Below are 23,336 nucleotides of genomic sequence, written 5' to 3'. Positions count from 1 at the left end.
TTTCAGCCCTTGGGGCTGCTCCGCATCTCCCGGGCCCCCGCCTTCACCAGAATGCTGTCCGCCCGGCCGGTGAGCGTAAAGACCACCTGACCGCCCAGGGTCAGCGCGGGCAGGGTGAGAGGCGTCCCATCCTCCCGGTCCTCCAGCCAAGCCGCGCGGTCCCCCGCGTCCTCCATGCGGTAGCTCCGCTTCTGCACCGTGAGGGACACCCGACCAAAGCCGTTGGTCTTTTGCGCCCCCAGCCGGATCTCCCCGGCATGGAGGGCGGCGAGCATCTGCTCCACCGCGCCGGTCTGCTCCAGCATTTCCTCGCTCCCCAGCCAGGTGAGGGTGAAGGTCAGCTTCGTTCCGGCGGCGATGTGGGCCACATCGAACTTTCCGCCGTCATCGGCAGTCCCGGTGGCCCCGTCGATGCGCAGGCGGGGGCGGGTCTGCTGCTCCGCCGCAGCCTCAAAGAGGCCGTCAGACACCATCAGGCTGCCGCTCTGGGCCTGACTGCCGAAGAGGGGTTCCACCTTGTCCGGGTCCCGGTCCGCCAGCCAGTCCCGGAGGGCCCCGGCCAGCGAGGTCCCCTGCACGAAGGGCCTGCCCGTCCAGTCCCGCAGCACGGTGTCCACCGCGCCGTCGGCTCCGCCGGTGCGCAGGGGGGTCAGGCAGACCGCCTCCATCCGGTAGCGCACCGCTCTCGTAAAGGTCGCACTCATGCCATTCCCTCCTTCCGGCTGTGGTCAAAGAGCAGGCACAGCAGCTCCAGCCGCTGTACGGCGCCGTCCGGTCCGGGCATGCCCAGAGTCCGCTCCAGCGGAGTGCTCAGCACCTGCCGGATCAGCCGGTCGATCCCCCGGAAGCGGGCGGCGTGCTGGGCCCCCCGGTCCCCGGTGTTTTTCTCCAGATGGGCCAGGAGCTCCGCCGTGTCTCCACTGGCCATGGCCTTCTCGCACAGGGCCTGGATGGTCCCCAGCTGGCTCCGGGACAGGCCGTCCCGGTAGAGCTCACCGCTGCGGTCCATGACCCAGCGGTATTTGGCCCGGCGCAGCTTGGCCGCGGGGGTCTCCACGGCGAAAGCCGTCTGTTCCTCCCTGTCGGCCTTACGCCGGACCCCCTCCAGCAGCTCCCGCCGCAGGAAGAGGACCTGTCCGAAGCCCTCTGCCCGGCGGGCGCCCAGGCCGGTGCGCTGCACCTCCAGCAGCGCTTCCGCCTTGGGGGCGGCGGAACAGCGGAGCTTGAAAATGCTCCCCCGGTCGTACATCCGCAAGGTGGGGACGCGGCATTTCCAGGTGCGGTTGTAGCCGCCGAACTCCGCCATAGCGGTGCTGCACGCCTCAATTTCCACCCGCTCCACGCCCAGCCGTCCGGCCAGAGCGTCCAGGTCCAGCCCACAGGGCTCCCCGAATGCGTCCAGCATGGTCAGCGGCGAGAGAGCCAGCAGATACAGGGTGGTGTCGGTCTGTGCCCCGGGGGCATAGCCGCAGGACTGCCAGCCGGGGGCCTCCATCCCCTCCAGGGCGGTGACCACGCACTGGCCGAAGCCCTCATAGCGGTCGGCCCCCAGCCAGACCTGCTCCCCAAACGCCCCGCCGATGGCCTCAGCCAGGGTGGGGTCGTCCAGCAGAATGTACCCCTCAAAGGTCTGTCCGGCGTCGATGTGGCGGGTCTGGAAGGGGCGGGTGTCCTCGCCCTTCCCCACCTGGCGCTGGATGCGCAGGTTGCCTCCGGTGGAGGCGCTCCAGCCCCGGACGGTGTCTCCCTCCAGGGCGCAGCAGGTCCCCAGGCTGGCCCGCTTCATGCCGGCCACATCGTGGTTGAGGACGCTCACCACCTGGGCGCTGCCCTTCTCGCCGTAAAAGCCCATGATGCCGGGAAGGCAGGCCCCCTCCCCTTCGACGGGCAGGGCGTCCAGGAAGCGGGTCCCCTCCCCCAGGAGGGCGGCCCGGTGGGCCTCAAACCACGCCGGGTCCCCCTGAGCCAGGGTGCTGACCACCATGCCCCGGATGGCCGAACCGGGGAGGTAGCCCCGGGTGGCGTAGCTGTTGTCCCGGCTGCGGCCCAGGTCGGTAATGAGCACCGGCAGCTTCGTATACAGGCGGTAGCGGATGCAGCGGGTCGCCGTTAGCGGCGGGCGCTTTGTCCCTTCCACCGGGGCATCCAGGGTACACTTCACCCGGCCAAAGCCCCGGCTGCGGAGGGTACCCGCCCACTTGATGCCCTGCACCGCCTGCCGGAGGAGCTCCACGTCCTCCCGGCAGCAGGTGACCGCGCCGGTGAAGCGCAGGCCCCGGCGGATGCAGGAGGCGGCCCGGAGGGTCGCGCTCTTCACCACGCCCCCCTCCAGGCTGGTAAAGACCCGGGTGGAGAAGCAGTCCTCCGGCGTCTCCGGCCGGGGCTCCGGGAACAGGGCGGTGAGCTGGAGCCGGCGGCCGTCCGCCGCGCCCTCCCAGCCGGATTCTCCACAGAGCTCCCCGGCCGTGCCGCCGTCCCCGCCGGTCCAGGCCAGCAGGTTTTCCAGACTTTCGCGCAGCAGGCCCTTGAAGGTGGAGCCCTTCAGATAGGGGTAGCCCTCCCCGTCCTGGCACACGGCGATGTCCTCGCCGCCGGGGATGCTGAAGCCCGAGCCGAAAATGGCGTCCGAGCAGAGTTCCAGCGTCACGCCCAGGGTCACACGGTCGCTCATGCCTCCACCTCCTCCAGAAAGTCGCAGTGATCGATCATCTCAATGGCGTCAAAGAACAGACAGTGTCGCGCGCTACTCTCCCCCAGGGAGATGGTGCGGAAGGGCTCTTTGTCCAGCCCGCCGCCCTGGGTCAGGAGACGGCGGTACTGCTCCCAGCGCGCGCCGCCCCGGTAGGCCGCCTCGAAGCCGTGGTAAAGGAGATCCCGTACCCCCTTGTCCTGGAGGAAAAAGCGGCTCTCCAGCTCGCCCTACTTGAAGGCGGTGCGCAGATCCTTGATCTTGCCCCGGGCGGTCTTGCCGTACTCCCCCTGCATGGCTTTGCACAGGCCCCGGAAGAAGTCGTAGGTCCGCAGGTCCGGATCGCCGCAGTCCTCCGGCAGCACCACCGCCACCGGGCGCACCGTCTCCCGCAGCTCGGGCTTGCGCTCCAGCAGGGACTTGAGCTCCTCCACCACCCCGGAGGGGACGATGAGGGCCTTGCCCTGCTGCCGCAGCAGCGCCGTCACATCCAGCTTTACGGCCTCAGCCGCCTGATTCATAGAAATCCGATTCATATTCGTTCCTCCTTAAATAAGTGATATGTGTGGTCATGTAGTCCGGTGAGTTCCTTCTGTCTCTTTCTCGTCGGCTCGCGGGGAGAGTTCAGGGATGACTCAACTTTTTTTCGAAAGATGTTTCACCTCCAGTTCCAGCCGGAGGATCTGCTGCCAGCCGCCGTGGGCAAAGGCAAACTCCGGCTCTCTTCTGCCGTCCGGCAGGGTGTGGAAGCGCCCGGTGGGGGTGCGCACCGCCGCCGTCTGGAACACTGGACGCTTCCCTGCCAGACGGACCAGCTCCGCCAGCAGCTCCACCGGCAGCACCGCCGCCACCGCGTCGGCCCGCTCCACCTCGGGGCGCAGGTCCGCCAGGTCCTCCACCGTCTCGGTCCAGGGATGCAGTTCCACCGCCTCCCCTATCACCCGCTCCAGGTCTGACCGCTGCTCCGCAGTCATCTGGTGACGGGAAATCCAAAGCACTCGCTTCATATGAAAATCACCTGTCCTTTCTCCTTGTCATTTCCTTCTCCGGACACCTTATAAATAAGAAACCCCTCACAGGGACACCCCGCCCAGCCGCACCACCGTGCGGCTGGGCTTTTTTCAGCCCGAAGACTGGTTTTACAGGATATCCTCCGGCCAGGGCTCCGCCGACAGGGCCTGGAGGGCCTCCAGGTTCAGCGACGTTTCCTCCCCCGGCAGGGTGGCCGACACGCTGGCCACGCTGCGGCTCAGCCAGAGGAAGAACTCCCGGAACCGCGTCCCGCTCAGGCGCACCGCCTGCCGCCGGCTCAGGCGGCTCAGCATCTCCAGGTCGGCGTCGGGGCCGAGCCCCACCGCCACCACCGTCAGCTTCCGCCGGTCCAGCTGCTCCTGGATGCGCACCACCGCCGCCTTCAGCACCCGGGGGTCTCCGTTGGGGGCGCCGTCGCTCATCACCACCAGGATGGGCTGGTAGTAGTCCACGCCGGCACTCTGATAGGCCTTCTTCCGCTGCTCCAGCAGGTCCAGCGCCAGCGCGAGCCCCGCCCCCATGTCGGTGATGCCATCGGCCTCCAGCACGGGGGGCCGGAGGCGGTCGGCCGTATCGAAGTCCGCGATGCGCTGGGCGGTGTCCCCGAAGGTCACCAGCGCGGTCTCCGCCGAGCTGAGGGCCAGCTCGTCCTTCCGCACCTCCTCCAGATACCGGGTCACGCCGGTGTTGAGTTCCTCCATGGGCTTGCCGAACATGGACCCGCTCACATCCAGGCACAGGGCCACCGGAATGCGGGGCGTGGGGTTGTCCACCAGATCCTTGAGATTCGTCAGCATGGTATTGTAGTTCATTGGTATCGTGCTCCTTTCTGCTTGTCTCTGTGTTCTTCTCGTCTGCCCGTTTTGCTTGTTCAGGGCTGCGGTCGGAATTTTTTTGTTCCGCTCTGTCTATACCTCGCCGGTCCCGCCGCGGAATTCAGGGCTTCTTTTCGTTTTTTCAAAATTTCTTATATCCGCGCAAAAAGTCCCTGGACCAGTCGGTCCAGGGACTTTTTTGTTTTCATTTGGCAGAACTAAAAAACCGCCCCGGTCCAAATGGACCGGGGCGGTTTTTCTGAGTTCGAGTGTATTCTTTTAAAGACCCATCCGTTTGAGGAAGCGCACCAGGTTCTGCACCGTCAGGCGCATGTCGGAGCGGCTGCGGGGCTTGGCCTCGGAGAAGGGCACCGCCACACGGTTGGTGCTGAAAATGGCCGAGACCCCCAGGTCGTAGGCCTCCTCCACGCCGTCGCCGATGTCGCCCACCACGGCCACCACCGGCACATTCTTCTGAGCCGCCCGGCGGGCCACGCCGATGACCACCTTGCCCCGCAGGCTCTGGGTGTCCATCTTGCCCTCGCCGGTGAGGACCAGGTCGGTGCCGTCCAGAAGGCGGTCGAAGCCCACCGTGTCCAGCACCGTCTCAATGCCCATCTGCATCCGACTCCCCAGCAGAGCCCGCATCCCAAAGCCCATGCCGCCGGCGGCGCCCGCGCCGGGCAGGTCCCGCAGGTCCTCGCCAATGGCCTTGGCCGTCACGTCAGCCAGGTGGCTGAGGTTCCGGTCCAGCACCGGCACCTGCTCCGGGGTGGCGCCCTTCTGGGGGCCGAACACGGCGCTGGCGCCGGTGGGGCCGCAGAGGGGGTTGTCAATATCGCACATGGTCACCAGCTGCACATCCCGGAGGATGGGGTCCAGCCCGGACAGGTCGATGCGCTCCAGCCGGTCCAGAGTGTCGCCGGTGGGGATGTAGGCCTCCCCGTTCTGGTCCAGGAAGCGCACGCCCAGGGCCGCGGCCGCGCCGCAGCCGCCGTCGTTGGTGGCGCTGCCCCCCAGGCCCACGATGATCCGCCGGGCGCCCTTCTGGGCGGCGGCGCGGATGAGCTGACCCACGCCGTAGGTGCTGGTCTGTCCGGCGTTCAGCCGATCCCCCACCAGGGGAAGGCCCGCCGCGGCCGCCATCTCCACCACTGCGGTTCCGTCGCTCAGGCGGCCGTAAAAGCCCTCCATATCCTCCAGATAGGGGCCCTTGCAGGGGACAAAGCACTTTTCACCCCCCACGGAGAAGAGGAACGCGTCCACGCTCCCCTCGCCCCCGTCGGCCACGGGGATGGAGATCACCAGGGCCTTGGGCCACACCTTCTGGATCTCCTCGGCCATGATGTCGCAGATCTCCCGGGAGGACATGGTCCCCTTGAAGGAGTCGGGTACCAGCAAAATCTTCTTCATATGCCGCGCTCCTTTTCCGCCCCTGGGGCGGGTGTGATCGAATGATCCCGCTTTCTCTCAGCATACCTCAGCATACCTCAGCATACCTCAGCATACCTCAGCATACCACAGGTGCTCCCACTTCCGCTACCAATAAAAAACGAGAGGCCCCCCGTCCGGGGAGCCTCTCGCCTGTTCTCTACGGCAGGGGCAGACCTCAGTCCTTCTTCATAATGACGAACTTCATCATGGGGTAGTTGATGACCACCTGGAGGATGATGTTGATGACATTGGCCACCGTGGCGGCGAAGGAGCCCACATACTGACTGAGCACAGGGGTGATGTACCCGGGCAGAGCCACGCTGATGATGCCCGCCACCGTGACGGTGAGGATGTACCAGCCGATGGTCTTGGAGATGTCCACCGTGGCGCCGAACACCAGCTTGCGCTGGACGATGTAGTTGACGATCTGGGCGCAGATGTAGGCCACCAGGAAGCCCAGGAAGCCGCCCAGCCCGCCGGAGCCGGGGGCGGTGTAGTCAAAGATGAACCAGCGGAAGGGCTGCGTCAGGTGGGCGAAGCAGATCCCGGTGGTGAGCCAGAGCACCACGAAATTGGTGACGGTGGCGCAGTTGGAGAGAATGTTGAAGAGGATGAACTCCCACAGGTCAGGGTGTGCGCGCTTCCACGCTTTCACATGCTCAATCATGGGACTGCAGGCGCTCCTTTCTGCGTTTGATTTCCTTCTGGTTGGAGAAATAGCCCCCGATCACGCCGCCCAGGCCCCGGAAGAAATGGCCGTTGGCCATGTCCCGGATGGAGTCGGCCATGGCGGTGGTGACCATGCCGTTGGTCATCTTGGCCAGGCCCCGGAAGGGCATGTTGCGGATGAAGAGCAGGTTGAGGTCGGGGGTGCCCTTCTCCTCGCTCTTGTGCTGCATGGCCTCCAGCCGCTTGGCGGCAAAGCGGGCCAGGCCGCTTTTGGCGTACACCATCTGGGAGAGGCTGTCGTTCTCCCCCAGGGGCGCGCCGGAGTCCCAGTGAGCGGCGGGGATGGGGCGGCCCAGCAGGGCGGCAAATGTCCCGTCGGGCACGTTCTCCACCTGGGCGTCGTAGTAGCAGGCCAGCTTCTCCCGCTCGTAGGGGACGGGCGCGCCGGTCCCCGCCTGCTCTACCGTGGCAGTAAGGCGGGTGTCCTCCGCGCTGGCGCCCACCTGGAGGAGGTAAGCGCCCCCCTCCACCTCCCAGCGTCCGGTCTTGACGTTGAAGTAGCGGAATGCCTTGTCGTCCAGGGGGATGGTCACCCGGCGGCTCTCCCCGGGCTCCAGGGAGACCTTGGTAAAGCCCTTGAGCTCCCGCAGGGGGCGGAAGATCTGGCTCTCCGGCCGGGAGACGTAGAGCTGGGCCACCTCCGCGCCGGCGCGGTCGCCGGTGTTGGTGAGGGTGAAGGTGACTCCCTCCGCGGTGGCCTCCAGGTCGGAGTAGGCGAAGGTGGTGTAGCTCAGGCCGAAGCCGAAGGGGAAGCGCACCGGCTTGTGGGCGGTGAGGTAGTAGCGGTAGCCCACGAAGATGGACTCCCGGTACTCGGCGGTGCGCTCCCGCCCGGGGAACCACTTGTAACAGGGCGTGTCCGCCAGGGTGAGGGGGTAGGTCTCGGCCAGCTTGCCGGAGGGATTCACCTTTCCGGTGAGGAGGTCGGCCATGGCTCCGGCTCCGGCCTGGCCGCCCAGGTAGCCGTGGAGAATGGCGGCGGCCTGGTCGTACCAGGGCAGCTCCACCGGCGAGCCGCCGGAGAGCACCACCACCACCTTTGGGTTGACTGCGGCAACGGCCGCCATCAGGCGGTTCTGGTTCTCGGGCAGGGCCATATGGGCGCGGTCCATGCCCTCGCTCTCAAAGACCTCGGGGAGACCCAGGTAGAGGAGCACCACGTCGGCCTGCTTGGCCAGCTGCACCGCAGCCTGCTCCAGCTCGGGGTCGGCCTTGCCGCTGCGCAGGTAGCCCCGGGCGTGGCCCACCACGCTCAGGCCGCTCTCGGTCAGGCAGTCCAGGGGCTTGTCCAGCTTGGTGGGATTCACCAGGGAGGAACCGGCCCCCTGATAGCGGGGCTCCAGGGCCATGTCGCCGATGACAGCCACCCGGGTCCCGGCGGCCAGGGGGAGGATGCCGTCCTGATTCTTCAGCAGCACGGCGGTCTGGGCGGCGGTAGTCCGGGCGGCGGCGTGGTGGGCCTCCTGGTCGAAGTCCCGCCGTCCGCCGGCGGTGGCGGCGTGGGTGGAAAGGATCACGTCCAGCAGCTCGTCCACCCGCTGGTCCACCTCCGCCTGGGTGAGGCGGCCCTCCTTGAGGGCGGCGAGCACCTCCCGGTCGCTGTCGCCCACGGTGCCGGGCATCTCCAGATTACTTCCGGCCCGGATGCCGGCGCTCTGGACGTTGCAGCCGCCCCAGTCGGTGACCACCATACCGTCAAAGCCCCACTCCTCCCGGAGGATGTCGGTGAGGAGGGTCTTGTCCTCGTTGGCGTAGGTACCGTTGATTTTATTGTAGGAGGACATGATGGCCTTGGGATGGCCCTCCTTCACGGCGATCTCAAAATTGGTCAGGTACAGCTCCCGCAGGGCCCGCTCATCCACCACGCTGTCGCTGGTCATGCGCAGCAGCTCCTGGGAGTTGGCGGCAAAGTGCTTGGGACAGGCGGAGATGCCGTTCTCCTGCACGCCCTGGATGAAGGCGGCGGCCAGCTTGCCCGCCAGATAGGGGTCCTCCGAGTAGTACTCGAAATTGCGCCCGCCCAGAGGGCTGCGCTTGGTGTTCAGGCCGGGGCCCAGCAGGACATTGACCTGGAGGGCGGCGGCCTCGCTGCCGATGACCCGGCCGGCCTGACGGGCCAGCTCCGGGTCCCAGCTGTTGGCGATGCCGGCGGCGGTGGGGAAGCAGGTGGCGGGGAGACTGGCGTTCAGGCCCAGGTGGTCCCCCGCCCCCGCCTGCTTGCGCACGCCGTGGGGGCCGTCGGAGAGGAACATGCTGGGCACTCCCGCCTGAGCAAAGGGATAGGTGCTCCACACGTCCCGGCCGGAGAGAAGCGCCACCTTCTGCTCCAGCGTCAGCCGATCCAAAATATCCTGGTGTTTCACAGCAAAGCTCCTTTCACATACGGAAGGGACGGTCCCCGGCGGACCGGGGACCGTCACCGGAGAGGGATTACACCTGAGCGGAGGTGTCGTCCTTCTGCTTGGCCTTTTTGGCGATGAGCACCGCGCCGGCCACCAGGACGGCGCCGAGCACCACGTCGATGGCGATGGCGGCCACCTGCCAGCCCTGCAGACCGCCGCCGGTCAGGTTCTCCTCGGCGTAGGCGCGGGAGTTAACGGTGGTGTACAGGATGTTCTTACAGGCCTGACGCATGGCCAGGACGGAAGTGGCGCTGGTGGTGTCAGTAACGTGGTTGGTGGGAGTGTCGTAGGCCACCAGCATACAGTCGGTGCCGCCCCGGATGGCCTGGTCGGCGTCCATGTAGGTGGTGTTGCCGAAGTAGTCGGTGAGCACGAAGCCGCGGAAGCCCCACTCATCCCGGAGGACGTTGTTGAGCAGCTCGTCGCAGGCGCCGGCCCAAACGGCGCCGATGTAGTTGAAGGAGGACATGACCGCCTGGCAGCCGCCTTCCTTCACGGCGATCTCGAAGGGCTTCAGGTAGATCTCGCGGATGGCCTGCTCATTGGACCAGGTGCAGAGCATCACATCGCGGTTGGTCTCCTGGTCGTTGAGGGCGAAGTGCTTCATGTAGGCGTACACGCCGTGCTCCTGGGCGCCCAGGATGGCGTTGGCGGCCATCTTGCCGCCCAGCAGGCCGTCCTCGGAGTAGTACTCGAAGTTACGGCCGGCGAACGCGGAGCGGTGGGTGTTCATGGCGGGGGCGTACCAGCCGGACACGCCCATCTCGTCGGCCATCTTGCCGATGCGCTCGCCGAAGTCATGGGCCAGGTCGGTGTTCCAGGTGGCGGCGATCATGACGGCGGCGGGGAAGCCGATGGAGCCCTTGCCGGTGAAGTTGTTGTTGATGGAGGCAGGGCCGTCGCAGTCGATGGTCTGCACCTTGCCGATGCTGTTGATGGCGCTGGTCTGATAGCCGCCGATGGCGATGAGGGTGTCCATCTCAGACACGGTCATCTGGTCCAGCAGGGAGTCCCACTGGGGATCGTCGTAGTCCACGCCCCGCAGGTCGGCCAGGGTGAGGCCGTTCTTGGCGCCGGTGGTGGGCATGACGTCGTCGGCGTTGTTGTAGTTGTTGGGATCGTAGTTGCTGTTGTTGAGGAAGGCGGCCTTGGCCTCGTCGCTCATGGAGAGGCTGGCGGGGGCGGCGGTGGCCTCGGCGTAGTTGGCGAAGCCGTCGGCGCGGCTGAGGTAGGTCACATCGCCCTCGGCGGCGGCGAACTGGTTGGTGGCCGCCACGGCGTCGGTGGAACGGGCGTTGTTTTCGTCATACACCACGGTCTCGTCCACGGTGTAGGTCTGGGAGTCGATGATGTTGTGGGAGTCGGAGTTGATGGAGATGACATAGTCACCGGCTTCCAGCACATAGGCGCCGGCGCCATAGGTGTCATAGGAGGCCATGTCCTCCACGCTGAAGGAGAGGGTCAGGGTCTGGGAGGCTCCGGGCTCCAGGAGGTCGGTCTTGTCGAAGGCGATGAGGTTGGCGCTGGCCTTCTCGATGCCGCCGTTGGTGTAGGGCGGGTTGTAGTAGACCTGGACCACGTCCTTGCCGGCCACGTCGCCGGTGTTGGTGACGGTGACGTCAAAGGTGATGGTGCCGTTGCTCTCGGAGATGGCGCCCATCTCCTGGGTGAAGGTGGTGTAGCTCAGGCCGTAGCCGAAGGGGTACTGCACGGTGGCGTCGTAGTCGATGAGGCCCTCAGCTGCGGCAGTCTCATAGAACTTGTAGCCCACATAGATGCTCTCGTTGTAGTTGACGAAGGTGGGAGTGGCCCCTTCGATCTCGAACTCGCTGACGTTGTCATAGGCGAAGTGGCCGAAGTTGTTCCAGGTGGGGGTGGCGGTCAGGTCGTAGACATAGGTGTCCACCATCTTGGCGGAGGGGTTGACGTTGCCCATCAGGATCTCGCCCAGGGCGTTGAAGCCGGTCTGACCGGGGCCGGCCATCACCAGGGCGCCCTTGATGGAATCGTACTGGTCCAGCCAGCCCAGCTCCATGGCGTTGGCGGCGTTGATGACCACGATGACGTTGTCAAACTCGCTGGTGACGCGCTCCACCATGGCGATCTCGCGGTTGGAGAGCTCCAGGTAGTGCTTGGAGGCGTCCAGGTCGTCGGCCTGGGAGCTCAGGCGCACGCCGGAGGCGCCCCAGGTGCCGCCCTCTTCAAAGGTGTCCTCGCCGTCGTAGGAGGTGGGCAGGTCGGCGCCCTCGCCGCCGGAGCGGGAGATCACGATAAGGGCGGTGTCGGAGTACTCCTTGGCATTCTCAAAGATGCCGGCGGCGTCATACTCCTCCATGGTGGGCTCGGGGATGGTCCAGTCCTGGCCCCACATGCCCACGGTGGGACGGCTGTCGCGGAATTCGGTGTAGAAGTCGGAGATGGCGGTGTTGTACTCGATGCCGGCGTTGCTCAGGCCCTCCAGCAGGGAGACGGTGGGGTAGGACTCGGACAGGCCGCCGGAGCCGGTGCCGCCGTAGACCGGGTTGGTGGAGGACCAGCCGAACACGTTGAGCTTGGTGTTGCTCAGGGGCAGGGCGCCCTCGTTCTTCACCAGGACGATGCCCTCCTCGGCGATGGTCTGGCACAGCTCGTTGGCGGAAGCGGCGGTCTCATCGGTGACGGAGCCGTCGCCCATGGCCAGGGAGATGAGGCTGCTCATGGGTCCGAAGCAGATGAGGTTCACGGTGACGGCCAGGGCCAGCACGATGGCCAGGGCGGCCTCGCCCCGGATCAGGAACTTGCGCCCGCGGGAGAGCTTGCCGCAGGCGAGCATGGCGATGATGGCCAGGACCACCACCACGCCAAAGCCGATGAGATAGGGCTTGCAGGTATTCAACACGGAGATGACGTCTTCGATGTTGATGGCTAACATGGGTTTTCTCCTCCTCTTCAAATCAGACGGGCGTCCGGATCGCCCTTATTTCTGATGAAGATTTTACCGTATTTTTACCGAAATGGACGCCATCTGCACAAAGTGTCCGATTTTCCGCTCAAACTGCAAATCAAGTTGTGAATTTCAACAAAATATCGCCCCACTTGTTCAGCACTTTGGACAAGTGGGGCGGAGATCAGGCGGATTTTTTTGGCGGCTGATCCGGCTGCAGCGGGAAGAGCAGCGTGAGCTGGAACCAGCCGTCGCTGGCCTCCACCGCCATGGAGCCGCCGTACTTTTCGGCGGTGTAGCGGATGCTCTTGAGCCCGTAGCCGTGGTACTCCCGGTCGGCCTTGGTGGTGACAGGGAGGCCGTTTTCAAAGACCGGCGGATTGGGACAGTAGTTCTCGCACCGGATGACCAGGAACCCTTTGCGCACATAGACCTCCAGATGGATGAGGCGCTTTTCCTTGTCCGGGATGGACAGCTCGTACTCGATGGCGTTGTCCAGGGCGTTTCCGAAGAGGGTACACACGTCCATGATGTCCATAAAGGCCAGGTGGCTTCCGTCGGCCACACAGGTGAGCTTGATCTGGTGCTTGGCGCAGTAGAGGCTTTTGCCGGTGAGGACGGTGTCCAGCACCGAGTTTCCGGTCTTGTTTTGGGCCTCGTAGTGGAGGATCTCCTCCTCCATCCGGTCCAGGAAGGCCGCCCGGCGGTCGGGGTCCTCCTCCGCCCGGAGCACGGCGATCTGGTGCTTGAGGTCGTGGTACTTCCGGTTGATGAGGTCGATGCTCTCCCGGGACTGCCGGTACTGGATGTACTGGTTTTGCAGGATGTTCTTGATGGCGTCCAGCTCCCGGCGGGTGTGCAGCTCGGAGAGCTGGAGGTGATAGGCGTAGAGCAGCACCACACCGGACAGGTCCACCAGGGTGCGGATGGTGGAGATCTCCTGCTGGAAGGAGCTACTGAAGGGGGTGTTGGCCGAGACGAAGCTGAGGTTGCTCAGCAAAAAGGCCCCCAGGCCCATGGCGGAGGCGGACAGCAGCTCCCGGTTGGTCACACCCGGCGGGCCGCCGCTGCCGTTGGCCCGCTTTTCCAGCCGGAGGGCCAGGAGGAACACCCCGCCGTAGACCGCCACAAGGAACGCCCCGGACACCGCGGCGCCCCGGAGACCGGTCCGCTCCACAAAGAAGGTGTAGAGCTGCCACTCCAGCGAGGCGGCGAATTCCGCCAGCAAAAAGGCCCGCACGGTGCAGTACCCCGCCCCGATGAGGTCCACGGCGGCACAGCTCCAGATGAGCAGCAGCATGAGCCCCACCGCCGCGGCCATGGCGGGCATCCAGAGGGCCACCGGCGCCGAGCCCGTGACCTGGAGCCAGGCCCCCTGGAGGATAAGACTGCCCCCCGCTACCAGCCACAGCCGGGGGCCCCGGAAGCGGCGGCGGTACTGGGTCAGGTAGAGCATACAGGCTCCCCACTCGGCCAGAGCGGTGAAGAGGCGGGGCATGGTCTCGCCCATCAGCGTCCCCCTCCCAGGTAGGCGGCCAGGGCCTCCAGGAAGGGGGCTTTCCGGGCGCGGCTGATGAGCAGCCGCTCCTCTCCCACCAGGGCGCAGTTGTCCTGCACCCCGTCCACAAAGGCCAGATTCAGCAGGTAGCCCTTGTTGCTGCGGAAAAAGTGCAGCCCGTCCAGCTTCTCCTCCGCCTCTTTGATGGTGCCGCTGCTCACATACACGTCCTCCCGGGTGTGGTAGATGAGGCGGTGCCCCTGGCTCTCCACATAGGTGATGTCCTCGGCGGCCAGCTTCATGGTGCCGCCCTTGATGGGGATGGCCACATAGGTCCGCGTCCGCCGCCGCAGCCGCTCCAGCGCCCGGCCCAGGCGCTGGACAAAGGTGTCGTAGCTCACTGGTTTGAGCATGTAGTCCAGGGCGTCCACCTCGTAGCCGCGGATGGCGTACTGGGCCATGTTGGTGATGAAAATGATGATGACCTCCGGATCGGTCCGCCGGATGAGCTCCGCCGTGGCCATGCCGTCCAGAAAGCGCATCTGAACGTCCAGGAAAATCAGGTCGAACTGACCCTGGTACCGCTCCACCAGGTCCTCCCCGTCCGGGAAGAGGACCACATCAAAGCTCTGCCCCGATTCTCTGGCATATCGGTCCAGGTAAGACTGCAATTGCTGGGCCCAGGACGCCTCGTCCTCGGCAACGGCGATGCGGATCATCCGACCGCCTCCTTTCTGCCGGTATGGGGGGTCGCCGATGCTGGGGGTAACAAAATGATATTACTGTATATTATACCACACCGTCCGGTGCGCGAAAAGCCCCCGGGCCCTGGGCGGGTCCGGGGGCTGGTGGTTCGGAATGTACTCAGTTGGCCTCGTACAGCTCCAGGATGGCGCCGTCCTTCCACACGAAGGCCAGGCGGTCCTTTTCGTTGGCGGGCATGGGGCCGCAGATGACGCTGTCGGCGTCGGCGATGTACTTTTCCAGGTTATCCACCTTGTAGGCCACATGGGGGTTGCGATGGATCTCCTCGGGGAAGGGGGTGCCCTCCTCGAACTTCAGATACTCGATCTTGTAGTCATAGTCGTCCACATTGCTGACCCAGAACTTGGCCCCCTCGTTGTAGGTCATGCCGGGCTTGCGGTTGGTGACGGGGATGCCGATGTGCATGTACTCCGCGGACATAGCTTAACCCTCCTTATGCTTGACGCTCTCGTATACCTCATAAGCCTGCTGGGGCGTGTAACCCTGATGGACCACCGCGCCGATGGCCTGGGCCATGCCGGCGGGGCAGTCGGACTGGAAGATGTTCCGGCCCATGTCCACACCGTGGGCGCCCTCCTGAATGGCCTTGTAGGCCATCTCCAGGGCCTCCAGCTCGGGGAGCTTCTTGCCCCCGGCGATGACGATGGGCACCGGGCAGGCGGCGGCCACCCGCTCGAACCCGTCGCAGTAGTAGCTCTTGACCACGTTGGCCCCGTTCTCGGCCAGGACCCGGGTGGCCAGGAGGAAGAATTTCTCGGTGCGCTCCATCTGCTTGCCCACCGCCACCACGCCCAGGGTGGGGATGCCGTAGCGGGCGCCGGCATCGGCGGTGCGGGCCAGGAGCTCCAGGGAGCGGCTCTCGCCGGGGGCCCCCAGGAAGGTCTGGACCGCCATGCAGTCGGCGTTCATGCGGATGGCGTTCTCGATGTCGCAGGCGATGCCGCCGCCGTTGCTCATCTCGTCAAAGAGCACGGTGGTATCGTAGGTCACCCGCACGCACTTGGCGGCGGAGCTGGCAGGGGGGATGCAGGCGCGCATGGCCCCCTTGGTACCCATGAGCACGTCCACATAGGGGATGAGGGGCGGGATGACCAGATCCAGCCGCTCCAGTCCGGCGGTGGGGCCCATGATGTAGCCGTGGTCAAAGGCCAGCATGACGGTGTTGCCCGACTCGGGGCGGAACATGCGGCCCAGGCGGCTCTTCATGCCCCAGTCACAGTGGGCCGCGCCCTTGACGTAAAATCCCTCCTGGGCCACAGGGGTGTCCAGGTGATAGTCGTGGGCGGCCTTGTTTCCAATGTTATCTGCCATGGCTTACTCCTTGCTGTACGCGGGGGTGTGGCAGGGGGTGTTCCACAGGCGGAGGATCTCATCGTCCCACTTGGCGAGGTTCATCTGGAAGCCGCCCGCCTCCTGCACAGTGAGGATCTCGCCCACCATGCTGGCCACCACGTTGACGCCCTTGGCCTTGAGGAACTCCACGGTGTCCTTGAAGAGCACCAGCATCTCCATCATGGTGGTGGCGCCGCAGCCGTTGATCATGACGAAGGCGTTGTCCCCGGCCTTCAGGCCCAGCTTGCTGCTCAGGGCCTCGGCCACGGTGGCCACGGTATCCTTGGAGGACATCATGGGCACCCGGACACCGCCGCCCTCGCCGTGCTGGCCCGCGCCGATCTCCATAAGGTCGGTCTCGCCCAGGTCGCCGAAGGACATGCCGTTCTGGGGGTGGGTGGCGTCGGTGGATTTCACGGTGATGGAGGCCATGTTGTCGGCGTAGCGCTGGGCAATGGCGGCCACCTCATCCAGGCTCTTGCCCTCCCGGGCGGCTGCGGCGGCCACGTGGTACAGGGCCACGGCGCCGGCCAGACCGCGCTGGTTGTCCTCGCCATTGGGGTCGAACTGGATCTCCTCCCCGGTGACCACCTGGCGGAAGTTCAGGCCCGCCTTCTGGGCCAGCTTGATGGCCTGCTTGCCGGCCAGCTGATCGCCGGCGTAGTTCAGGGTGAGGAGGAGCACGCCGTGGCCCTTGTCGGCCAGCTTCATGGCGTCAAAGACCAGCTTGCCGTTGGGGGCGGCGAAGATGTCGCCCACGGCCTGCACATCCAGCATGCCCTTGCCCACGAAGCCCGCCTGGGCGGGCTCGTGGCCGGAGCCGCCGTAGGTGACGATGGTCACGCGGTCGGCGGTGGCCAGGTCCTTGCTGATGACCAGATGGCCGTCCACGTCCAGAATGTCGGGATAGGCCAGGCCCAGGCCCACCAGCTCCTCGTCGGTGATGGTCTCGGGCGCGTTGATGAACTTCTTCATTTTCATAGTGATACCTCCCGGTCGATTGGATGGACTCAGCCCTGGGCCAGTCCCTGGAAGAATACGGACATGGACACGGCGCCCGCGTCGGGGGTGCCGATGGTCTGCTCCCCGTAGCTCTTGGCCCGGCCGAATTTGGAGACAAAGTTCTTGCTGGCCTCGGCGCCCTCGGCGGCAGCCCGGGCGGCCAGGTCGAAGAGCTCGCCCTCGTCGCTGCCGGTGTAGGCGGCGATGGCCTCGCTGGCGGGGATGAGGGCGTCCATCATGGTCTTGTCCCCCACCTTGGCCCCCGACATCTCGTCCAGCGCCTCAAAGGCCCGGGCGAACACGGCCTGGAGCCCGGCCACGTCGATCTCCTCCCCGGCGGGGGCGGCCTCCTGCATGCCGTCCAGCCAGCTGTTCCAGAGGGGCACCGCGCTGCCGCCGTTGAGCACCATGACCGCCATGGCCGCGTCGTCCAGCATCTCCTGGATGCCCCCGTCGGACTCCTCCACCGCCTGGGCGATAGCCCCGGCGATCTTGCTCATGGTGAGGCCGTGGTCCGCGTCGCCGAATTTGGAGTCGATCTCGGTGAGGGTCGCCTCCGCGGCCTTCACGTGGTCGCAGGCGTGGAGAAGCCGCTGGGCAAATTCCGTTTTCGTCATAGCTCTCCCTTCTTTCCGGTTGTTACGTTTGTGCCTCCATTCTATTCCTCACCGTTACAGAAGTCAATTTTATTTGTCATTTTCTCTATATTCGATAAAGTATAATCGCTTAATTTGGTCATATAGACAAAGAACTACACCCCTCCGCTCTGTTTTGCGGAAGGGTGTGGTTACATATGTTACATTATTCCTCCAGCAGAGACCGTACCAGCCCCGCCCGGGCCACCAGATGGGTGAAGATGCCCGATGCCAGCGCGCCCCGCAGGGCCTGGACGCTGGTGTTGGCCGAACAGACGCCGATCCGGTTGGGACAGCCCTTCAGGGTCTCCAGCGGGATCTGGATGGCGAAATCCTGGTCGGATTGGATCACCTTGCCCTCGGGGTTGAAGTAGTAGACCAGCAGGCGCCCGCAGGTGTGCTCCTCCTGGAGAAGGCTCCCGTAGCGGACCAGGGAGGCGAAGTCTGGGCTGGAGGGGTAATTGCCGATGTTGACCAGCGCCGTGTCGATCCTGGACCACTCCAGCTGGATCTGGCGGTAGATCTCGGTGGAGCAGAGGAGCTGCTTTTCCTCCAGGCCCTCCGGCAGGGCGGGCAGGTAAATGAAGTGGGGCGTGGCCCCCAGCTGCTGGGCGATGAGGCGCACGTTCTCATTGGACTGGTAGTTCCGGGCGGGAATGCTGGCGTTGCCCACCAGGGGGCAGATGTCGGTGACGGTGCTGCCCAGCTGGGGGTGCTCCTCCAGCCAGGTGACCAGCTGGCCGATGAGGTGGCCCCAGCCGATGCCCAGGCGGCGGGAGTGCAGCTGCCACAGCAGCTGCACCGCGCCCTGGGAGAGGCGCTGGTTGGTGGCGTCATCGTCGGCCCCGTCCTCCACCAGCACGCCGTCCCGGATGGAGGTGGTGCGGCGGAGCCGCTCCAGCAGGGTGTCGGCGTCGGTCACCGGCGGACAGACCATGATCTTCACCACGCCCAGCTCCCGGGCCTCCCGGAGCATCCGGCTGATGAGCGGCCGGGACACGCCCAGCTCCTTGGCGATGTCGCTCTGGTTCCAGTCCTCCAGATAATAGCGCTGGGCCACATGGGCCAGCTTCTGCAATTTTTCCCGGCTGCGGTTCATGACACTCCCCCACCCCGATGGATGTTACATTTGTAACTCTATCATAATACAGCCCGGCATGGAATGCAACGCCGCCGCCCGGAAAATCCGGGCGGCGATTTTCCGGGCAAATTTTGACATTCTGTACAAGTACTCTTGACAGAATGGCGGTTCAGATGTATGCTATCCCCATAAATCATATACTTGTATAGAATATATGACATTAAAACATTAAGCACCCTAAGGAACCGGTCCGCACCCCCGGAGGCCCTCCGGGCCGGTGGAGAAGGAGGCACTTCATGAAGCAGCAACTGCGCATCCAGACCGCACTGGGACAGCGGCCGGCGGATCTGCTCCTCAAAGGCGGGCGGATCGTCGATGTGTTTACCGGCCAGATCTATACGGGCGACATCGCCGTCTGTGACGGCGTGATCGCCGGCATCGGCTCCTACCAGAAGGGGCTCTACACCGTCCACTTGGAGGGGCGCTATGTGATCCCCGGGCTCATCAACGCCCACTGCCATGTGGAGAGCTCCATGGTGGTGCCGGAGCACTACTGCCGGGAAGAGCTCCGGCACGGCGTGACCACCCTCGTCACCGACCCCCACGAGATCGCCAATGTGGCCGGGATGGCGGGCATCCGCTACATGCTGGACGCCTCGGAAAACGCCCCGGTCAACTACTATGTGCAGCTCCCCTCCTGCGTGCCCGCCACACCCTTTGAGCACGCCGGGGCGGTGCTGAGCGCCGCCGACCTGCTGGAATTGCAGGCGCACCCCCGTGTGCTGGGGCTGGGCGAGATGATGAACTACCCCGGCGTCACTTCCTGCGACCCCGACGTGCTGGCCAAGCTGGAGGCCTTTTCCGGACAGGTGATCGACGGGCACGCCCCCGGCGTCAGCGGTGCGGCGCTCCAGGCCTACGCCTGCGCCGGCATCGCCACCGACCACGAGTCGGTGACCTGGGCAGAGGCCCGGGAAAAGCTCCGCGCCGGGATGGCGGTCCTGGTGCGGGAGGGCAGCGCCTCCCGCAATCTGACGGAGCTCATCACCGGGGCTCTGGCCGATGGGGTGTCCACCGGGCGCATGGCCTTCTGCACCGACGACAAGCATCTGGCCGACATCCGCCGGGACGGCACCATCCGCCACAACGCGGCCATGGCCGTGGCGCTGGGCCTCCCCCCCGTCCAGGCCGTACAGATGGCCACCTTCAACGCCGCTCAGATCTACGGCCTGCGGCGGCTGGGCGCGGTGGCGCCCGGCTATCGGGCCGATCTGGTGGTGCTGGACGATCTGGACCACTTCCAGGTCGCCCAGGTCTACAAGGATGGGCGCTGTGTGGTGCGAGACGGAGAGCTCCTGGTCCCGGAGACGCCGGCCGCCTGCCCGGACGCCATTCTCCACAGCGTCCACCTGCCCGCCTGCGACGCCGCCCGGTTCCGCCTCCCCCAGCGGGAGGAGCAGCCGGTGCTGGTGGTCCAGCCGGGGCAGATCGTCACCCGCCGCACTCAGATCCCCTCCGGCGATGTGGAAGCGGAGATCGCCGCCGGGAACCTGCGCAAGCTGGCGGTGGTGGAGCGCCACCACGCCACCGGGCACATCGGCGTGGGGCTCATCCAGGGCTACGGCCTGCGCCACGGCGCGGTGGCCACCACCGTGGCCCACGACTCCCACAACCTGATCGTGGCGGCCAACAACGACGACGACCTCCTTCTGGCGGTGCGCACCATGGAGGAGATGGACGGCGGCTACTGTCTGGTCCAGGACGGCAAGGTGGTGGGCCGCCTTCCCCTGCCGGTGGGGGGCCTGATGAGCGCCGCGCCCACGGAGGAATTCCTGCCCGAGCTGGAGCGCCTGCTGGCCCAGGCCCGGGCCATGGGCGTGACCGAGGGCATCGACCCCTTCACCACCCTGAGCTTCGTGGCCCTGCCGGTGATCCCGGAGGTACGGCTCACCGATCTTGGCATGTTTGACGTCACTCATTTTTCGTTCATATAGGAGGAAGCGCATGAAAAAGAAGGTCATCATCGACTGCGATCCCGGCATGGACGATTCTGCCGCCATCATCCTGGCGCTGAAATCGCCGGAGCTGGACGTGCAGGCCATCACCACGGTGGCGGGCAATTACCCCATCGACATCACCTCTTCCAACGCCCGCAAGGTGCTGGAGCTCCTGGGCCGCACCGACATCCCCGTGGCCCGGGGCTGCGGGCACCCCCTGGTGCGCCCCGCGCCCAACGACCCCTTCACCCACGGCCGGGACGGGCAGGGGGAGAATTTCCTCCCCGCGCCCACCATGCCCCTGGCCGACGAGCACGCGGTGGACCTCATCATCCGGACGGCCCGCGCCAATCCCGGGGAGCTGTGGCTGCTCTGTCTGGCCCCCATGACCAACCTGGCCCTGGCGCTGCGGAAGGAGCCGGAGCTGACAGAGCTTCTGGCCGGCGTCATCGCCATCTCCGGTGCCTTCGGCCTCAACGAGTACGCCTTCCTCAACGGCACCGGCGACAACCCCCAGAGCGAGTGGAATGTCTACTTTGACCCGGAGGCCGCCAAGGTGGTCTACGAGTCCGGCGTGGACCTGGTGGCGCTGGGCCTGGATGTGGCCACCCATTTTGACGTCAATTTCAGCCAGCAGGACCTGGACGACTTTGAGAACAGCCCCAACCCCGAGTGCCGCTTCCTCCGTCAGGCCATCCGCTTCAACAACGGCCGGGGGTTCCAGTCCTACTGCACCATCATCGACTGCATGGCGGTGGGCTACGCCGTGGACCCCTCGCTGGTGGAGACCATGACCGGCAAGGTGGGCGTGGAGACCCGTGGCGAGCTGACCCTGGGCATGACGGTGCTGGACCGGCGGCATCACCACACCTGGTCCCACCTGCCCGACGTCCGCATCGGAAAAAGCGCCGATTACGGCCGGTTCCTCGCTCTGCTCAAGGAGCGGTTCCTGGCATAACAAGGAGGAGGGAAACCATGGCGACTTTGACATTGAAGGGTCTGAAAAAAGTGTACGACCGCCATGTGGTGGCGGTCCAGGGGATGGATCTGGAGATCCGGGACAAGGAATTTATCGTGTTCGTGGGCCCCTCCGGCTGTGGAAAATCCACCACGCTGCGGATGATCGCCGGTCTGGAGCGCATTTCAGAGGGCGAGCTCTACATCGACGGCAAGCTGGTCAACCAGCTTCCGTCCAAGGACCGGGACATCGCCATGGTATTCCAGAGCTACGCCCTCTACCCCCATATGACGGTGTATGACAACATCGCCTTCGGCATGAAGATCCGCCACGCCTCCAAGGAGGAGATCGACCGGAAGGTCCGGGAGGCCGCTTCCATTCTGAACATCACGGAGTTTCTCAACCGCAAGCCCAAGGCCCTCTCCGGCGGCCAGCGCCAGCGCGTGGCCATCGGCCGGGCCATCGTGCGGGAGCCCAAGGTGTTTCTGATGGACGAGCCCCTCTCCAATCTGGACGCCAAGCTCCGCAACCAGATGCGGGCGGAGATCCTCAAGCTCCACCAGCGCATCGACACCACCTTCCTCTACGTGACCCACGACCAGACCGAGGCCATGACCCTGGGGGACCGCATCGTCATCATGAAGGACGGCTTTGTCCAGCAGATCGGCACGCCCTCCCAGGTCTTTGACCACCCGGCCAACACCTTTGTGGCCGGCTTTATCGGCGCGCCCCAGATGAATTTCCTGGACGCGGAGCTGATCCGGCAGGACGGCGGCTACGCCGTCTCGGTGGCGGGGGTGTGCCTCCCCCTCACCCAGGAGCAGAACGCCGCCCTGGACGCCGCCGGCACTCCGCCCCAGCCCATCACCCTGGGCGTGCGGCCGGAGCACCTGGAGCTCTGCGGTCCCGACGAGGAGGGCGCTGTGCTCCACGGCACCTGCGACGTATTCGAGCTCATGGGCAGCAGTATCCACATCCATGTGGACTGCGGTGGCAAACCCATCGTCCTGGTGCGCCTGACGGCCGAGCCCCAGGAGAGCCGGAACTATTACCACGGCACCCCCATCTCCTTCCGCCTGCTCAGCCCGTTGGTGCATTTGTTTGAACGCTCCAGCGGCAGGAACTTATTACCTGTGCAAAATTGACGAAGAAATGCAAAAATCCCCTTGACAACCGCTCCCCGCACTGATACATTTATACTTGTAAAGACTACTATACAAGATACAGAAGAGGAGGACGCATGGTCAAGCACGACGCCAAGTATATGCGGGTCCAGACCTGGGAAGCTCTGCGGAAGGTGGCCCGCCCCGACTCCCGGTTCAGCTGGGACTTTGCCGAGTTCATCACCGACTACGAGGGCAGCGAGCAGGGCGCGGAGCGCATCGCCGCCATGGACCTCTACCAGAAGGCCAAGGTCATTTTCATCACCCCGGACAACAACCTGGAAAAACTGCGTGAGATCGCCTTCCGGGACAAAAAGACGGTGGTCATGACCAATTACGGCATCACCCGCGGCTTCTTTCTCATCGCCCCCGGCATGGTGCCCGAGGGCAAGGAGGAGGTGGCCTCCCTGCTGGACGGCGTGGCCCGCTACTGGAAGCACCAGACCCTGGCCCAGCTCAAGGAGTCGGTGGGGCACATCGACCTGATGGTCACCGGCGCCTCCACCGTCACCCCGGGCGGCATCCGCTTCGGCAAGGGACACGGTTATTTTGATCTGGAATGGGCCATGACTTATACCGCCGGGCTGGTGGACGTCCACACCCCGGTGATCGGCGCGGGCCACGACTGCCAGGTGGTGGACGCGGATGTGGAGGTCCAGCCCCACGACACCGCCATTGACTATATCGTGACGCCTACCCGGGTCATTCCGACCCGCAGCGAGTACCCCAAGCCCACCTGTGGGATCCTCTGGAGCGCACTGGAACCCCAGATGCGGGGACAGATCCCCCCCATTCAGGAGCTCTGGTGTCAGATCCACTGCAAATAGTCTCGAGCCGGCGGCGCAGCGCAGACAAAACGGCCCCGCCGGACCAATCCGGCG

20 protein-coding genes are annotated in these 23,336 nt (G+C 65.4%); 4 read left to right on the top strand and 16 right to left on the bottom strand.

The window, feature by feature from the left end:
* Window positions 1–2: 2 nt before the first annotated feature.
* The 16 genes from B5G43_RS10700 to B5G43_RS10625 form a co-directional block, all read right to left on the bottom strand.
* Window positions 3–704 (bottom strand): RAMP superfamily CRISPR-associated protein, encoded by a 702-nt coding sequence (locus B5G43_RS10700; RefSeq protein WP_087261101.1) that lies wholly within the window; start codon window positions 702–704, stop codon window positions 3–5.
* Entirely contained in the window at window positions 701–2,671 is a 1,971-nt protein-coding gene (locus tag B5G43_RS10695) for an RAMP superfamily CRISPR-associated protein (protein ID WP_087261099.1), read from the bottom strand. Before B5G43_RS10695 ends, B5G43_RS10700 begins: the two co-directional genes overlap by 4 nt.
* A 248-nt stretch (window positions 2,672–2,919) precedes the next feature.
* Window positions 2,920–3,225 (bottom strand): hypothetical protein, encoded by a 306-nt coding sequence (locus tag B5G43_RS10690; protein WP_087261097.1) that lies wholly within the window; start codon window positions 3,223–3,225, stop codon window positions 2,920–2,922.
* A 99-nt stretch (window positions 3,226–3,324) separates the two neighbouring features.
* Window positions 3,325–3,696 carry a hypothetical protein gene (locus B5G43_RS10685; RefSeq protein WP_143382857.1) on the bottom strand — a complete coding sequence of 124 codons (372 nt, stop codon included), beginning with the start codon at window positions 3,694–3,696 and terminating at the stop codon, window positions 3,325–3,327.
* Between the two features lie 132 nt (window positions 3,697–3,828).
* Window positions 3,829–4,533 carry a VWA domain-containing protein gene (locus tag B5G43_RS10680; RefSeq protein WP_087261094.1) on the bottom strand — a complete coding sequence of 235 codons (705 nt, stop codon included), beginning with the start codon at window positions 4,531–4,533 and terminating at the stop codon, window positions 3,829–3,831.
* A gap of 282 nt (window positions 4,534–4,815) precedes the next feature.
* Entirely contained in the window at window positions 4,816–5,949 is a 1,134-nt protein-coding gene (locus tag B5G43_RS10675) for a glycerate kinase (RefSeq protein WP_087261091.1), read from the bottom strand.
* A 196-nt stretch (window positions 5,950–6,145) separates the two neighbouring features.
* Complete coding sequence (locus tag B5G43_RS10670) at window positions 6,146–6,637, bottom strand: GtrA family protein (RefSeq protein WP_087261089.1); 492 nt, start codon at window positions 6,635–6,637, stop codon at window positions 6,146–6,148.
* A complete protein-coding gene (locus B5G43_RS10665) occupies window positions 6,630–9,062 on the bottom strand; it encodes a glycoside hydrolase family 3 C-terminal domain-containing protein (RefSeq protein ID WP_087261087.1) in 2,433 nt (810 codons plus the stop codon). Before B5G43_RS10665 ends, B5G43_RS10670 begins: the two co-directional genes overlap by 8 nt.
* Before the next feature lie 67 nt (window positions 9,063–9,129).
* A complete protein-coding gene (locus B5G43_RS10660; RefSeq protein WP_087261084.1) occupies window positions 9,130–12,012 on the bottom strand; it encodes a glycoside hydrolase family 3 N-terminal domain-containing protein in 2,883 nt (960 codons plus the stop codon).
* A gap of 196 nt (window positions 12,013–12,208) precedes the next feature.
* Window positions 12,209–13,534, bottom strand: a complete 1,326-nt coding sequence (locus tag B5G43_RS10655) for a sensor histidine kinase (protein WP_087261082.1) — start codon at window positions 13,532–13,534, stop codon at window positions 12,209–12,211.
* On the bottom strand, window positions 13,534–14,241 hold the full coding sequence (locus tag B5G43_RS10650) for a LytTR family DNA-binding domain-containing protein (RefSeq protein WP_087261080.1): 708 nt from the start codon (window positions 14,239–14,241) through the stop codon (window positions 13,534–13,536). Before B5G43_RS10650 ends, B5G43_RS10655 begins: the two co-directional genes overlap by 1 nt.
* A 145-nt stretch (window positions 14,242–14,386) precedes the next feature.
* Window positions 14,387–14,707, bottom strand: a complete 321-nt coding sequence (locus tag B5G43_RS10645; RefSeq protein WP_087261077.1) for a hypothetical protein — start codon at window positions 14,705–14,707, stop codon at window positions 14,387–14,389.
* 3 nt (window positions 14,708–14,710) lie between these two features.
* Entirely contained in the window at window positions 14,711–15,598 is an 888-nt protein-coding gene (lsrF, locus tag B5G43_RS10640; RefSeq protein WP_087261075.1) for a 3-hydroxy-5-phosphonooxypentane-2,4-dione thiolase, read from the bottom strand.
* 3 nt (window positions 15,599–15,601) lie between these two features.
* Window positions 15,602–16,600: a dihydroxyacetone kinase subunit DhaK gene (locus tag B5G43_RS10635; RefSeq protein ID WP_087261073.1), complete on the bottom strand. Its 999-nt coding sequence runs from the start codon at window positions 16,598–16,600 to the stop codon at window positions 15,602–15,604.
* Window positions 16,601–16,629: 29 nt separating this feature from the next.
* Complete coding sequence (locus B5G43_RS10630; protein ID WP_087261071.1) at window positions 16,630–17,238, bottom strand: DAK2 domain-containing protein; 609 nt, start codon at window positions 17,236–17,238, stop codon at window positions 16,630–16,632.
* Window positions 17,239–17,422: 184 nt separating this feature from the next.
* Complete coding sequence (locus B5G43_RS10625) at window positions 17,423–18,355, bottom strand: sugar-binding domain-containing protein (protein WP_087261070.1); 933 nt, start codon at window positions 18,353–18,355, stop codon at window positions 17,423–17,425.
* Window positions 18,356–18,633: 278 nt separating this feature from the next.
* Here B5G43_RS10625 and ade point away from each other — a divergent pair, with 278 nt between their 5' ends.
* The 4 genes from ade (at window position 18,634) to B5G43_RS10605 (ending at window position 23,282) form a co-directional block, all read left to right on the top strand.
* Entirely contained in the window at window positions 18,634–20,331 is a 1,698-nt protein-coding gene (gene ade / locus B5G43_RS10620) for an adenine deaminase (protein WP_087261068.1), read from the top strand.
* A gap of 10 nt (window positions 20,332–20,341) precedes the next feature.
* A complete protein-coding gene (locus B5G43_RS10615; protein ID WP_087261066.1) occupies window positions 20,342–21,292 on the top strand; it encodes a nucleoside hydrolase in 951 nt (316 codons plus the stop codon).
* Window positions 21,293–21,309: 17 nt separating this feature from the next.
* The gene (ugpC, locus tag B5G43_RS10610; RefSeq protein ID WP_087261064.1) at window positions 21,310–22,437 is read left to right on the top strand and encodes a sn-glycerol-3-phosphate ABC transporter ATP-binding protein UgpC; all 1,128 of its coding nucleotides are present in this window, start codon (window positions 21,310–21,312) and stop codon (window positions 22,435–22,437) included.
* Window positions 22,438–22,532: 95 nt separating this feature from the next.
* Window positions 22,533–23,282, top strand: a complete 750-nt coding sequence (locus tag B5G43_RS10605) for a 5-formyltetrahydrofolate cyclo-ligase (RefSeq protein WP_087261062.1) — start codon at window positions 22,533–22,535, stop codon at window positions 23,280–23,282.
* Window positions 23,283–23,336: the final 54 nt, after the last annotated feature.

It is taken from the genome of Flavonifractor sp. An92 (assembly GCF_002159175.1).
Taxonomy (GTDB): Bacteria; Bacillota; Clostridia; order Oscillospirales; family Oscillospiraceae; genus Pseudoflavonifractor_A.
This window is presented reverse-complemented; position numbering and strand designations above follow the sequence as displayed.